Genomic DNA, 13,966 nt, shown 5'->3' with positions numbered 1-13,966 from the left:
TCGTAGAAAAGCGGCTGCAAAGGTAGCCGGAGGGAACGGCCGACCGGCCGCTTGCGTTTTTTTTCGTAGGTTTGATGTTCAAGTCTACAAACTCCAAAACACCCTATTTTTATGGCATACGACGTAACCGGCCGGCTGCACGAAATCTTTGACGAACAGCAGGTAAGCGAGAAATTCCGCAAGCGCGAATTCGTGCTGGAAGTCCAGGACGGCCAGTATCCCGAGCATATTAAGTTTCAGATGGTTCAGGATAAAACCAGCCTCATCGACCCCTTTAAAATGGGCGACGAAGTGAAGGTTACCTTCAACCTCCGCGGCCGTGGCTTCAACAAAAACGGCCAGATGCTGTACTTCACCAACCTCGAAGCCTGGAAAATTGAGCCCGCCGGCGCCAGCACCGGCGGTGGCAGCTACGGCGGTGGCCAGCAAGCCGCTCCCCGCCCAGCCGCTCAGAACCAGAACCCCACGCTGCGGGCCCAGCCTTCGGCGGCCCCCATCGCGAGCGACGACGACAACGACCTGCCTTTCTAAGGCTGACGTGGTGGGACCCAGTCCCCCGAGCACTGATAAAATGCCGCCTCCGACCATCGGAGGCGGCATTTTTTATGGCCGGCCGTTGTATAATGGGGCATGGATTTACACGAGCTGATAGCGCGGGGCGAAGGCGAGGAGCTGGAATTCAAGCAAAAAACCACTCATCCGCACCGAATATCGCGCACCCTGGTATCGTTAGCCAATACCAGGGGCGGGCAGGTGCTGGTAGGCGTAGACGACGCCGGCCGCGTGTTGGGGGTGCGCGACGCTGAGGAAGAGCTATTTGTGCTTCGCGATGCCGCCGCGCACTACATCGAACCACCGCTCACGACTCTGCGCTATCGCGAACTGGAAGAAGACGGCCGAATTGTGCTGGTAGTGACCGTACCCGAAAGCCAACACAAGCCCCACCGCGCCTTAGTGGCTCCCGGCGACTGGCGCGGCTACGTGCGCGTGCGCGACGCCAGCGTGCAAACCAGCGGCCTCACCGAAAAGCTGCTGGAACGCCAGCAGCCCGAATCCCGCTTCGAAAAAATCCCCCTCAGCAAACAGGAACTGGCCGTAATCGACTATCTGAACAGCCACCCGCGCATCATACTCGCGCAGTTTATGAAGCTGGTGAATTTTGGCAAGCGCCGAGCCTTTCAGACGTTAATCAAGCTCGTGCTGCACGGCTATATCCGCCACCACGACAAAGAAAAAGAGCCATATTACACCTTATGAGTCAGTTGCTTCACTTGTCTCGGTTCTCACTCAGTGAAAAGCATTACTTGGACGGTACGTACCCTGCACAAAAAAAGCCCGCTGACGCGGGCTTTTTTATTCTGTAAACCGTCTGCGAAATCCGAAAAATCGGAGCAATTCTATGGTCATTATTCTTGCTTCCGGGCACGGGCTACTTTCTTTTCGTCTTTCTCCGCTTTCTTCTCTTTGGTGGTTTTTACGGGCTCTTTCTTTTTCTCTTTGCGGGCATCCTGGGCTTTGGCCATAATTGAAAAGAAGTTTAGGTGATGAATGAATGGAGTAATACGAAGTTTTCAACGCACGGTCGGGCCGGTGTGTTGTGCCGGGCGAAGGTAGAAATTTTGTCCCAACCCTACAAAATGGGCTGGTACCGCTCGCGAATAATATTGAGATGGTGCCGCTCGTGGCCGGGCACGATGTAGAGCAGGGCCCGCACCGTGGCGGGGCCGCCGTTTGCCGCGCCGCGCCGGCTGAGCTGCTCCTCCGTGAAGCTCTCGAACAGCGCCACCGTGGCGGCGCGAGTGGCATCGTACTCGGCTAGTAAGCTGACGATGGAGCGCGAATTGGCCCCGCTATGTGCCACGAAGTCGTCTTGCTCAAAGCCGGGCAGGTTCTGGCCATCGCCCCGGGCGAAACGCATGGCCCGGTAGGCGAAAACCCGCTCGCTATCAATCTGATGCAGCAACATTTCCTTGAGAGTCCATTTGCCGGGTGCGTACGCTTTTTCCGCTTGTGCTTCGCTGAGATGAGCAAATGCGGCGTGGATTTCCTGCGGCTGCGAGCGAAGCGCCTCGCGCGGGTCCGTTCCGTCGGGCACCAGGTTGATGTAGCCAGCGGCATACGGCAGGAAGTCGCCGTCGAGGGGGCGGGTAGTCGGCATGTCGGGAGATGATAAAGTGGGCGTAAAGACGGCGGCGACTGGGACGGGTTGCCCCACGGGCGGGGCCTGCGGCAATTCAAGCGGCACCAGAACCGGTGCCGTCGTTGCGGCCGACGCCGGCAGAATGGCCGGGGCCAGGTCGGGGTTGAGGGGCAGGCGCACCACGGGCAGTGGGGCCGGCAGCAGAGGGCGGCTTCCCTCCTGCCCAAATGCCCAAATCAGGAAATCGGGCATCACCCGGCCCCAGGTGTCGGGGTGATGGTGGCCGCCCTCCACCTGCACGTAGCGAAGGGCCCGGTGGGCATCCAGGCCGGTTTTAATCAACTCATCGATGATATCCAGACAGTCTTCGATGGAGTCGATGACGCCGTTTTCGTTGCGGTCGTTGCGCTCGTCGAGCGTGCCGGTTTGCAGCCAGAAACGGTGGCTGGGATGCAACTGCCCGGCCCGTACCAGGCCGTGCATAATGCGGTCGGCGGGCGTGTAGCCAGCGCCCACGGCGCGCTGCCGCCACCAGAACGAGCCCGAAAACACGCCGGCCCGCGCAAAAGCGTCGGGATGGTGCCAGACCAAATCAAACGCCGACAAGCCGCCGAGCGAAAAGCCGGCCATTACGGCCTGAGCCGGGTCGGCGGTGGCGTGGTAACGGGCCTGGGCAAAAGGCAGCAGCTCGTGCAGAACAAAATCGGAATACGCCCCCGCCAGGCTGCCGCGGCCGTTGAAATCGGCATGAGCCGCCGTGCCATATTCCTGGGTGCGCAAGTCGTTGGCGTGGGGAGCCACGAGGACGAAGGGCCGCACGGCTTGGCGCGAATAAAGCGCATCAAGCGTGGCCTGGAGGTTCAGGCGCTCAAGGTCCTGGCCGTCGTTCAGGTAAAGTACCGGGTACGGAGCCGGCGCGGTATTTCCCAGGGGAGGCAGCAGAATGCTCAATTCTACGTCGCGGCCCAAAAAGGTGGAAGCCAGAACCTCCCGACACAGCCGAGAACCGGCGGGGGACGTAAGCGGGCTGATAGTATCTGAAAGCATCAGACAAAGTTAACGCCGCCCGCCCACGATGGACCCTGGAATGGAATATAAGCGCGGCCAAATGTAGCGGGTCCATTATTTCTTTGCTAGTTTGCCGTGCTGCTTGACCGCAGCACCCCGCCCCACCTTCTTTCGCCCGCACTGTGCACGAACAACACCGCCGCTTTTATTCGCATCACCTCGGCCAGGACATCGACATGCTGGTCTTCGGCACTTGGGGCTATCCGGTAGTCATTTTTCCAACTTCGGGCGGCCACGATAACGAGGCCCGCGACTTCAAGCTCATCGAGGCAGCCCGCCTCCTGGTGGAAGCCGGCCGGGTGAAGCTGTTCTGCATCGACAGCATTGACCGGCACTCGTGGTACGCCAAGCACTTAGCGCCGGATATCCGGGTAAAAAACCACGTTTTATACGACCAGTTTCTGAGTGAGGAACTGGTGCCCATGCTGCAGCATGAATGCCACGTCGACAAGATTGCCGTGGCCGGGTGCAGCTTTGGCGGCTACCACGCGCTCAATTTCGCCTTCCGCCACCCCGACCAGGTGGCCCATGTTTTCACGATGGGCGCGGCCTTTGATATCCGGCAATTCGTGGACGGCTACCACGACGACAACGTATATTACAACAACCCACCCGAGTTCATGCCGGGTGCTCACAACGAGCATTTCCAGTGGATGAACATCATCATGGGCACGGCAGAGCACGATTTCTGCAAAGAAGCCAACTTCCAGATGGCCCGCCTGCTCAGCGAAAAAGGCATCCATTATACGCTGGATGTCAAGCCCTACGGCACCCACGACTGGCCCGTGTGGCGCGAAATGTTTCCCCAATACCTCGACACCATTGGCTAAGCCAAACCTTAATTTCCCTTTTTTTCACCACCTCGCCTAACCGCAATTTAACTTCCCAACACCGCAGACTATGAAAAAAATTGGCATTCTTTTCGGACAAGAAAACACCTTTCCTCAAGCCTTTATCGACCGCGTGAACGAGAAAGCACCGGCTGATATCCGCGCCGAGTTCGTGCAAATCAACCAGGTTGAGCAGCACATCGATAGTGACTACGCCGTCATTATCGACCGGATTTCGCAGGACGTACCGTTTTATCGGGCTTACCTCAAAAATGCCGCCCTCATGGGCACCGCTGTCATTAACAACCCTTTCTGGTGGTCGGCCGACGAAAAATTCTTCAACAACGCCCTTGCCGTGCGCCTCGGTGTGCCCGTGCCCAAAACCCTGCTGCTGCCCAGCAAAGAGCGCCCCGCCGACACCAGCGAGCGCAGCTTCCGTAACCTGGCCATGATGGATTGGGAGGCGGCTTTTGCCCACATTGGCTTTCCAGCCTACATGAAGCCTCATTCTGGTGGCGGCTGGAAGAGCGTGTACAAGTTGGACTCGCCCGAGGATTTTTTCCGGGCCTACAACGAAACCGGCCAGCTGGTGATGCTTTTTCAGGAAGCCGTCGACTTCACCGACTACTTCCGCTGCTACTGCATCGGCGGCAAAGAGGTGCTCATCATGCCCTACGAGCCCCGCAACGAGCCGCACCTGCGCTACGCCACCGAGATGAAAACCACCGGCGAGGCAGGTAAGAAGCTGCTGGAAACCATGAAAGACTATGTCTTGAAGCTCAACGCCGGCTTAGGGTATGACTTTAACACCGTGGAATTTGCCGTGCGTGATGGCATCCCACTGGCCATCGATTTCGGTAACCCCGCCCCCGACGCCGACATTAACTCCGTGGGCGAGAAGAACTTTGAGTGGGTGGTAGAAGCCGCCGCCAACATGGCCATCGAGCGCGCCATTGCCCAGAAGCCCGGCCAGGACAATCTCACCTGGGGCACTTTCGTGCACCCGCACCACCCCAAAGCCGGCGCGACCGAGTTTACCATAGCCAAAGCCCCCGCTGCCAAGAAGCCCGCCGCCCCCAAAACCGCTGCACCGAAACCAGCTGCGACCAAAGCCGCCAGCCCGCCCGCCGCAAAGAAAGCCGCTGCTCCTAAAGCTCCGGCGGCAAAAAAAGCCGCCCCCAAGAAAGCTGAATAGCTTTTTGTGAGTCGGCCGTATCCGGCACCCTCGTAGAGCGTGCCGGATACGGCCGTGCTTATCCTTTCCCCACCTCATTTGCTCCTTCCATGGCCATGCGCACTTTTACCCTCGGCATCGAGGAAGAATTTCAGACCATCGACCCCGAAACCAGGGAGTTACGCTCGCATCTTTCGCAAATTGTGGAAGGCGGCAAGGTCACGCTCCACGAGCAGGTGAAAGCCGAGATGCACCAGGCGGTGGTGGAAGTCGGCACGAATATTTGCCACAACATTGGCGAAGCCCGCACTGAGGTATTGCATCTGCGCCGTCAGGTCATCGAGTTGGCCGATAGGCAGGGATTGAAAATTGGGGCGGCCGGGACCCATCCGTTTTCACGCTGGCAGGACCAGCCCATCACGCCCGACGCTCGCTACGATAAAATCGTGGAAGAATTGCAGGAGGCCGCCCGCTCCAACCTCGTGTTTGGCATGCATGTGCACATCGGCATCGAAAATCGCGAAATGGGCGTGTACATGATGAACACGCTCCGGTATTTTCTGCCGCATTTGTTTGCGCTTAGTACCAACTCGCCGTTTTGGGAAGGGCGCGAAACCGGGTACAAGTCCTTCCGCACCAAGGTGTTCGAACGATTCCCGCGCACCGGCATTCCGGGGTTTTTCCATAGTGCCAGCGACTACGACGAATTTATCGCGCTGCTGATAAAAACGGGCTGCATCGACAACGGGAAAAAAATCTGGTGGGACGTGCGCCTCCACCCCTTCTTCGATACCATTGAATACCGCATCTGTGATATGATGATGCGCGCCGACGAAACCATTGCCGTGGCGGCCGTCATGCAGGCTTTGGTGGCCAAAATCTACAAGCTCAAGGCCCAGAACCTCAATTTTCGCGTCTACCGCAGTGCGCTCATTAAGGAGAATAAATGGCGCGCCGCCCGCTACGGCCTCGATGGCAACATGATTGACTTCGGCATTCAGGAAGAAGTGCCCACCCGCAGGCTAATCCTGGAACTGCTCGATTTTATCGACGACGTGGTGGACGACCTCGGCAGCCGCCACGAAGTAGAATACGTCTTGAAAATGATGGAAATGGGCACCGGCGCAGACCGCCAGCTGCACGTTTTCCGCGAAACCGGCGATTTGAGCAAGGTGGTTGACTACATTCTGGCCGAGACTGCTTTCGGACTCTAGGTAAATTATCTTTGCACGCGCAACGCCTGCCGTCCGGTAGGCGTTGCTTGTTTTTTTGGCTGGGCCTTGGCTTGGTTTTTTTCTATTTTTTGGTCAGAATGACCTATTAATTATCCGCTTTATGGAGGCTATTCGCATTGCCATTTTAGATATGTACAACAATGCGCCGAACGAGGGCATGCGTTGCATCCGGCAGCTGCTGGCCCGGGGTTCGGCCGAAAACGAGGTTCCTTTTCACGTCGACACGTTTAATGTGCGGGCCGAAAATATCCTCCCTGGCCTGGATTACGATATTTACGTTTCCTCAGGCGGCCCCGGCAGCCCCCTCCCGTCGGGCGAGGCCTGGGAGGCCCCCTACTTTGAATTGATAGACTCGCTGCTGGCTTATAACCAAACGCATGAGCACAAAAAGCACTTATTATTGATTTGCCATTCTTTCCAATTGGTGAGCCGGCATTTGGGCATTGGCGATGTGAGCCGGCGCAAATCCACGTCGTTTGGCGTGCTCCCGGTGCACCTCACGCCCGCCGGCTTGGCCGAGCCATTGCTCAGGGGCCTGACCGAGCCGTTCTACGTCGTCGATTCGCGCGACTACCAGCTTGCCGACCTCAACCTGGTGCGGCTGGAGGAGCTAGGCGCCGAAATATTGTGCCTGGAAAAAGAGCGGCCCCACGTGCCCCTGGCGCGCGCCGTGATGGCCATTCGCTTCACGCCCGAAGTATTCGGCACCCAGTTTCACCCCGAAGCTGACGGCGAAGGCATGTTGCGCTACATGCTCACCGATGAGCGCAAACAGCAGGTAATCAGCACCTACGGCGAAGCCAAATACCATGAGATGGTGCGTTTGCTGGCCAATCCCGACACCATCGAGCACACCGAGTCCATTGTGGTGCCCACTTTTTTGCGCCGGGCCGTGGCCCAGCTGAGCCAACTCACGGCCGCCTAACCCTTCGCTAAAATCCATGATTCCCGAGCACCGCCAGACATACAATGCCGCGTTCACTCCGGCCCGCTACCACGAAATGCTGGCCGATATCGAGCGCCAGCTGCCCGGCCAGCTTGATTTTCGGGTGGCCGAAACTCCGGTATTTGTTCCGGCGGGCTTGCGCGACAAATTGATTGCGGCGGGCGAAAGCATCATTGAGGTAATAAAGCAGCCCAACTTTCAGGCATTAACCGAAGCAGCCATTCCAGCACACCAGCGGGTACCCGGCGAAGAAGGACGGCCGGAGTTTCTGACGTTTGATTTCGCTGTATGCCGTAACGCTTTTGGCGAGTTGGAGCCGCAGCTCATCGAAATGCAAGGGTTTCCGTCGCTTTATGCGTTTCAATCCTGGCTGCCCGGCGAATTCAGTCGCTTCTTTCCAATTGCCGATTCGGTCACTCCTTTTCTTGCGGTTCCTGATTTTCAGATGTATCAGGAGCATATGCGGCTCTTAATCCTGGCTGACCAACCGGCAGAAAACGTTATTTTATTGGAGTTATTTCCGGAGAAGCAAAAAACCCGGATTGACTTCGTTTTATCGAAGCAACTCTGGGGAATCGAAGCCGTTTGCCTAACCAAAATTCAGAAAAAAGGCCGAGAGTTATTTTATGAAAAGGACGGGCGCTTAATTCGAATTCATCGAATTTATAATCGCATTATTTTTGATGAATTAGCGCGCTACCCGAATCTAAATCCGGAATTTGAGCTAACCGATGACGTTGATGTAACCTGGGTTGGGCATCCTAATTGGTTTTTCCGCATCAGCAAATACACGCTGCCACTGCTGCAAGGGCCATTTGTACCGCCCAGCTTCTATTTGCACGAGTTGGAAGCGTATCCGACCGATTTACACAATTACGTACTAAAACCGTTGTTTTCATTTGCCGGAGCAGGTGTTCGCCTGCACGTTACGGCTGCGGAACTGGATGCACTGCCCGATAAACAGAACTATTTATTGCAGCGCAAAGTCGTGTATGAGCCCGTTGTGCAATCGCCCGACGGCTTGGTTAAGTGCGAAATTCGACTGCTATATATTTGGCCTGCTGGTACCGACCAACCCGAGTTATTAACCGGCCTTAGCCGTTTGAGTCGCGGCGAAATGATTGGGGTCGATTTTAACAAAGACAAAGATTGGGTGGGCGGTACTTCGCCGCTATTTGAGCGCTAAGGCAGCGCGAGCGTGCTTTGCACGAACCCAAACAACGCAAGGCAACTGTTGCGCGTAAAGCCCGGCTTATCACCTTCTTCACCCGAATTTTATGTCTTCACTTTCCGATAAAGGTCTTAAACTATCCAAAAACGCGCTCTTCTCGCTCTTTATTGGCCGGGCTGCCAAGCTGCTCGGGCGGCCTTTTAAAGTGGTTACGGTGCTGAACGAGGTGGCCGATAAGCTGGCAGACCAGGAAAACAAGACCAACAAATTCCGGCAGCTTTTTGAGGTTGCGCTCACGTTGGTGCGGCTGGTGCGCAGCTACATCAGCGGCGAATACCGCGAGGTTGCCACCAGCACCATCGTCTCAGGCTTGGCCGTGCTGCTTTACGTGCTTTCGCCCGTTGATATTATTCCGGATTTCATTCCAGTACTCGGCTTTCTGGACGACTTGAGCCTGGTCAGTTGGTATGTGGGCAAGTTTCATGGCGAAATCACCAAGTTTAGGGATTGGGAACGCGCCGGGCGCGGCCAAAGCCTCAGTGCGCGGCGCACGGTGGCCAGTCCGGATGCGGCCGCACGGCCTGCTGCCGGCGACATTGCCCAACCCAGCGTGGCCGAACTAGGCCATTCGTAGCGGGAGGATAGTCCTTAAGAGCAGTAATGACCGGACATATGAGGTTATAGGCCCAGCTAAAAGAATGCTTTCGGCCGCGCAACCGTCAACTTTCCGGCAATAGCGAACGTTGAGTCGTTAGCTATAACGCCTTAATTTTATGCCTACGTTTGTCGTTTCCATTCGCCTGCCCGACGCCTTTGATGAGGAGTTTGTTGCCCTCATTCCCAGCCACCGGGCCTTCATCAACAAGCTGCTGAACGAGAAAGTAGTGGAAGCATATGCCATCAGCAGCGACCGGAGCCGGGGTTGGGTCACCATCAATGGCGACGACGCGGCGGCTGTACAAGCCGTGGTAGCCCAGTTTCCGCTCTATCGCTATTTGCACGGTGTGGAAATTGATGAGTTATTTATTTTCGATAGTACGGCTTCGCGCTTTCCTCACATCAGCCTAAATTAATAAACCTGGTACAACCATTTTAATTACTGGCTGCCCTCCAATTTCCGCTTTCTAGTATTTATGGCAGCGTTGCTTGCACCCCTCAAAATCGCGTGGCCCGTTGGCGCCCTGGCTCTACTAGTGGCCGCAATGCCAGCGCCCCCTCCCACCATCACCACTGAGCAGCTCACTACCCGCATGAGCTCGGCAATTGAAAGCCTGAAATTTTTGCGCTGCACGGTAAAGGCGCAGGAGCGCATCGATGGGACTATCCATCAGGCCCGCAGCATCATGAAGCTCACCTACAAGCCTTTGCGGATATACATCAAGAACCAAAAGGGCGTGGAAGTGCTATGGCTAACGGGCCAGAACGGCGGCGATGCCTGGGTGTATCCGGCCAGCTTCCCTTACGTGACACTCAGCCTTGACCCCAACGGCAAACTGATGCGTAGCAGCCAGCACCATACCGCGTTGCAGGCAGGTTTTGGCACTATCTCCGATTTGCTGCGCACTACCGGCCTGCGCCAGGACAATTTCTACAGTCGCTCGTTCCGCTACACCGGCGATACCGTGCTGCTGGGCCACACAAATCACATATTGCGCTCCGATTTCCCACAGTTTCGCTATGTAAACTATAAGGCCGGCAAGAATGAAACCATTGGCACGGTTGCCGAGCGGTTTGGCTGCGGAGAATACCGCATCATCGACCGCAACAACCTAAGTATTGGCGAGAAAATCCCGGAGGGTAAAGTCCTGCAAGTGCCTAACGCTTACGGTCGACGCACCATTCTCTGCGTCGACCCCAGAACCTACTTGCCCACCATGGTGCAGGTAGATGATGATAAAGGATTCTTTGAGAAATTCGAATTTTTTGATGTCGTTCCTAACCAACCAATTCCTTTGGAAGAATTTACCAAGGATTATAAAGGATACAAACTATAACCACGGATTTAACCGGATTTTTTGGATTTCAGGGATTACCGGTTGCGCTTAACTCAATTAGTTCGCAGCTATTTAGAGTTGGCTGTTTCAATATCCCAACGACTGCAAAAGCCCAATCTGTAAAATCCAAAAAATCCGGCTGAATCCATGATTAGCGGCGCATGGTTTTTTCAATTTGGTCCCATATTTCCGGCGTCAGCATTTCCAGCTTATTGAATTCGCCGGCTCCGTTCAGCCACTCGCCACCATCGATGGTTACCACCTCCCCGTTGACGTAAGCTGAAAAATCGGACACCAGATACGCCGCCAGATTGGCCAACTCCTGGTATTGGCCCACCCGCTTTAGCGGCACGCTGGCGGCGGGGTCGAGCTTGCTGGCCAGCGGCTCGGGAAACAACCGGCTCCACGCGCCATCGGTGGGGAAAGGGCCGGGCGCAATGGCGTTCGACCGAATGCCGTATTTGGCCCATTCCACCGCCAGAGAACGGGTAATGGCCAGCACCCCGGCCTTGGCCGCCGCCGATGGCACCACAAAGGCCGACCCCACCGAAGCATAAGTAGTGACGATGTTGAGGATGGTGCCGGGCTTTTTATCGGCAATCCAGCGCTTGCCCACGGCCAGCGTGCAGTTATAGGAGCCGCGTAGCACGATATCTACAATGACATCAAAAGCCTTGTGCGACAGGCGTTCAGTCGGACTGATGAAATTGCCCGCAGCATTATTCAACAGCACATCGACGCCGCCAAATTCCTGGATGGTACGCTCCAGCATGGCTTCCACTTCGTCGTATTTGCGCACGTCGCAGGCAATGGCCAGCACTTTGCCACCCGTTTGCTGGCGCAATTCCTCGGCGGTTTTTTCCAGCACTTCCAGCTTGCGGCTGGTAATAGTAACGTTGGCGCCCAACTGCAGGAAATAAGTAGTCATGGCCCGGCCCAGGCCGGTGCCGCCGCCGGTGACGATGATGTTTTTGCCGGCCAGTGCGTTGTCGCGTAGCATCGGCTGGGTGTAGGGATTGTTCATGCGAAAGCAAGAATGAGGGTGGGATGAGCGGCTTAATCCGCGGGCCGAAGGTACAAGGCTGCTGGTGCGAATGTTAGCCCAAGGCCGCCGGAAGCTGGGATTAATTATTTTTGATGTCGAATATAGTGTTACGCAATTTATTCGCACCTTCGTGCTGCTAAGCAGACAAATGTGTTGATTTTACATGAATAGTTCCAATTCCGGGGGCTCCACGAGCACAGTTTCGGGAGCGGAATCCTCAACCGTTTTAGTTCTTGGCTGCGGGTGGCTGGGCATGGCCCTCGCCCGTTCCCTGGCTGTCGCCGGCCATCGGGTGCTGGGCACCACCACCTCGCCCGAACACCTTTCGGCAATGGCGACCGCGGGCATAGAACCGCACCTGTTGCGTCTCGGGTCGGATTTTGGCACCGCGGCCGAAGAGCTGTTGCACCGGCTGCTGCACACCGCCGACGTTCTGGTGCTCAACGTACCACCTCGCGCGGCCGCCGCCGGAGCCTACCCCGCGCTGCTGCGTCCCGTGCACCGGGCTGTGGCTGCGGCCGGCACCCGGCACGTGCTATTTGTCAGCTCCACAAGTGTGTACCCCGATGAAGCCCGCGTGATGCGTGAGTCGGATGCCGTGAGCACCCGCGACGCGGCCTCGGATGTGCTGCGTGCCGAGGGCCATTTCGTGCCGCGTTACGGCCAGTGGAAAAGCACCGTGGTGCGCCTGGGGGGGCTCATTGGTCCCGAGCGGGCTCCTGGTCGTTTCCTGGCCGGCCGTCGTGACCTGGCGCAGGGCAATGCGCCCGTTAACCTGGTTCACCTTACCGACGTGGTGGGCGTACTTTCCGCCATCATCAAGCACGGCGCGTGGGGCCATACGTTCAATGTGTGCGCGGCGCAGCACCCTTTGCGGCGCGACTTTTATCCCGCCGCAGCCCAATACCTGAAACTGGAATCGCCCACGTTCAAAGCCGGCAACGACGTGAGCGGCAAAACCATCGACAGTAGCCTGGTGCGCAACGTGCTGCCCTATGAGTTCCGGCACGATGACGTGCTCGCGGCGCTGCCTTATTGTTAGGTTTCTCGGTTCACGCCTTGCGCGGCGCCGTACCTTTGCATCGTGAATAGTGATGCAGTCCAACCCCTGATGGCCGTGCTTGGCGGCGGCGCGGCCGGCTTTTTCGGCGCAATTGCCTGCGCCGAGGCCAATCCGAACACCCAGGTCGTACTATTAGAAAAAACGGGCAAGCTGCTGAGCAAAGTGCGCGTTTCGGGTGGCGGGCGCTGCAACGTGACCCACGCCTGCGACACGGCTGCCCAGTTGGTTGCGCATTACCCACGCGGCAGCAAGCAGCTTAAATCCGCTTTCCAGCACTTTGGCGTCGCCGAAACCATCGCCTGGTTTGCCCAGCGGGGCGTGCCGCTAAAAACGGAGGCCGACGGCCGCATGTTCCCCCTCACAGATTCCAGTGAAACCATTGCCCGCTCCCTGGAAGATGCCGCCCGCCAAGCCGGCGTTCGCATCCTTACCAACACCAGCGTCGACGCAATTCACCCCCTGCCCCACGGCGGCTTTCAGTTGAAGCTGAGTGGCAGCGGCGCGGCCCAGCACGGCCCGTTTCTCCGGGTTACACGCCTGCTTATAGCCACCGGCGGCAACCCCAAAAGCGCCAACTACGACTGGCTGCGCGCGCTGGGCCACCATATTGTCGAGCCCGTGCCTTCGCTCTTTACTTTCAACGTCCCAAATTCTCCTCTGAGTGAGTTGATGGGCGTCAGCGTGCCCCACGCCCGCATTGTATTGGCCGGCGAAAAGCTGCAGTACGAAGGTCCACTCCTGGTCACGCATTGGGGCGTAAGCGGGCCGGCCGTGCTCAAGTTGTCGGCCTGGGGCGCCCGGCGCCTTCACGAGCTGGGGTACGTGGGCACGGCGCTTATCAACTGGACACCAGCACACACCGAAGAAACGCTGAGGCCCTGGCTGCAACAGTTTCGGCAGGAAAACGGCAAAAAAACGGTGGCTTCCAACCCCCAATTTGGCCTACCCCAGCGGTTATGGCGCACCCTAACCGAACAAGCCGGCACTGTGCCGGAAACCCGCTGGAGCGACCTGCCGGCTAAAGCCCAAAACCGGTTGCTGGAATTACTGCTCCGCACTCCGTTGGCTGTACGCGGTAAAACGACTTATAAAGAAGAATTTGTGACTTGCGGCGGTGTTTCACTTGATGAAGTAGACCTGAAAACCATGCAGAGCCGCCGCGTACCGGGCCTGTACTTTGCCGGCGAAGTGCTCGACATCGACGGCATCACTGGCGGCTTCAATTTCCAGGCGGCCTGGACCACCGGTTTTCTGGCCGGCAGGGCGATGGCCGTCCCGGCAATTGTGGCGGTGTAACCTT

The 13,966-nt window shown here is 57.2% G+C and carries 14 protein-coding genes; 12 read left to right on the top strand and 2 right to left on the bottom strand.

The window, feature by feature from the left end:
• Positions 1–111: 111 nt before the first annotated feature.
• Both J4G38_RS11505 and J4G38_RS11500 read left to right on the top strand, forming a co-directional pair.
• The gene (locus J4G38_RS11505) at positions 112–531 is read left to right on the top strand and encodes a DUF3127 domain-containing protein (RefSeq protein WP_210519407.1); all 420 of its coding nucleotides are present in this window, start codon (positions 112–114) and stop codon (positions 529–531) included.
• 99 nt (positions 532–630) lie between these two features.
• Positions 631–1,257: an AlbA family DNA-binding domain-containing protein gene (locus tag J4G38_RS11500; protein WP_210519405.1), complete on the top strand. Its 627-nt coding sequence runs from the start codon at positions 631–633 to the stop codon at positions 1,255–1,257.
• A 373-nt stretch (positions 1,258–1,630) separates the two neighbouring features.
• Here the strand turns inward: J4G38_RS11500 and J4G38_RS28635 are convergent, their stop codons facing one another.
• The gene (locus tag J4G38_RS28635; protein ID WP_262906012.1) at positions 1,631–3,109 is read right to left on the bottom strand and encodes an alpha/beta hydrolase-fold protein; all 1,479 of its coding nucleotides are present in this window, start codon (positions 3,107–3,109) and stop codon (positions 1,631–1,633) included.
• A 221-nt stretch (positions 3,110–3,330) separates the two neighbouring features.
• Here J4G38_RS28635 and J4G38_RS11485 point away from each other — a divergent pair, with 221 nt between their 5' ends.
• The 8 genes from J4G38_RS11485 to J4G38_RS11450 all read left to right on the top strand — a co-directional run bounded on the left by J4G38_RS11485 (position 3,331) and on the right by J4G38_RS11450 (position 10,558).
• Entirely contained in the window at positions 3,331–4,038 is a 708-nt protein-coding gene (locus tag J4G38_RS11485) for an alpha/beta fold hydrolase (RefSeq protein WP_210519404.1), read from the top strand.
• Positions 4,039–4,108: 70 nt separating this feature from the next.
• A complete protein-coding gene (locus J4G38_RS11480; RefSeq protein WP_210519403.1) occupies positions 4,109–5,233 on the top strand; it encodes an ATP-grasp domain-containing protein in 1,125 nt (374 codons plus the stop codon).
• A 95-nt stretch (positions 5,234–5,328) separates the two neighbouring features.
• Entirely contained in the window at positions 5,329–6,426 is a 1,098-nt protein-coding gene (locus tag J4G38_RS11475; protein WP_210519491.1) for a carboxylate-amine ligase, read from the top strand.
• A 121-nt stretch (positions 6,427–6,547) separates the two neighbouring features.
• A complete protein-coding gene (locus J4G38_RS11470; protein ID WP_210519402.1) occupies positions 6,548–7,372 on the top strand; it encodes a type 1 glutamine amidotransferase in 825 nt (274 codons plus the stop codon).
• 16 nt (positions 7,373–7,388) lie between these two features.
• Positions 7,389–8,579: a hypothetical protein gene (locus tag J4G38_RS11465; protein ID WP_210519400.1), complete on the top strand. Its 1,191-nt coding sequence runs from the start codon at positions 7,389–7,391 to the stop codon at positions 8,577–8,579.
• 91 nt (positions 8,580–8,670) lie between these two features.
• Positions 8,671–9,198, top strand: coding sequence for a YkvA family protein (locus J4G38_RS29150; RefSeq protein ID WP_210519398.1), 528 nt, complete (start codon positions 8,671–8,673; stop codon positions 9,196–9,198).
• A gap of 139 nt (positions 9,199–9,337) precedes the next feature.
• A complete protein-coding gene (locus J4G38_RS11455; RefSeq protein ID WP_210519397.1) occupies positions 9,338–9,637 on the top strand; it encodes a hypothetical protein in 300 nt (99 codons plus the stop codon).
• 129 nt (positions 9,638–9,766) lie between these two features.
• The gene (locus tag J4G38_RS11450) at positions 9,767–10,558 is read left to right on the top strand and encodes a LysM peptidoglycan-binding domain-containing protein (protein ID WP_210519396.1); all 792 of its coding nucleotides are present in this window, start codon (positions 9,767–9,769) and stop codon (positions 10,556–10,558) included.
• A gap of 151 nt (positions 10,559–10,709) precedes the next feature.
• Here J4G38_RS11450 and J4G38_RS11445 read toward each other — a convergent pair whose 3' ends face one another.
• Positions 10,710–11,582, bottom strand: coding sequence for an SDR family oxidoreductase (locus J4G38_RS11445; RefSeq protein ID WP_226163361.1), 873 nt, complete (start codon positions 11,580–11,582; stop codon positions 10,710–10,712).
• Between the two features lie 274 nt (positions 11,583–11,856).
• On the opposite strand from J4G38_RS11445, the gene J4G38_RS11440 reads away from it, so the two are divergent.
• A complete protein-coding gene (locus J4G38_RS11440) occupies positions 11,857–12,645 on the top strand; it encodes a Rossmann-fold NAD(P)-binding domain-containing protein (RefSeq protein ID WP_210519395.1) in 789 nt (262 codons plus the stop codon).
• Between the two features lie 42 nt (positions 12,646–12,687).
• Positions 12,688–13,962 carry a BaiN/RdsA family NAD(P)/FAD-dependent oxidoreductase gene (locus J4G38_RS11435; protein ID WP_317198193.1) on the top strand — a complete coding sequence of 425 codons (1,275 nt, stop codon included), beginning with the start codon at positions 12,688–12,690 and terminating at the stop codon, positions 13,960–13,962.
• The last annotated feature ends 4 nt before the right edge of the window (positions 13,963–13,966 follow it).

The sequence above is a fragment of the Hymenobacter terricola genome (genome assembly GCF_017921975.2).
Classification (GTDB): Bacteria; Bacteroidota; Bacteroidia; order Cytophagales; family Hymenobacteraceae; genus Hymenobacter; species Hymenobacter terricola.
Note: the sequence above shows the minus strand (reverse complement) of the source record. Positions and strands in the feature narration are given on the sequence as shown.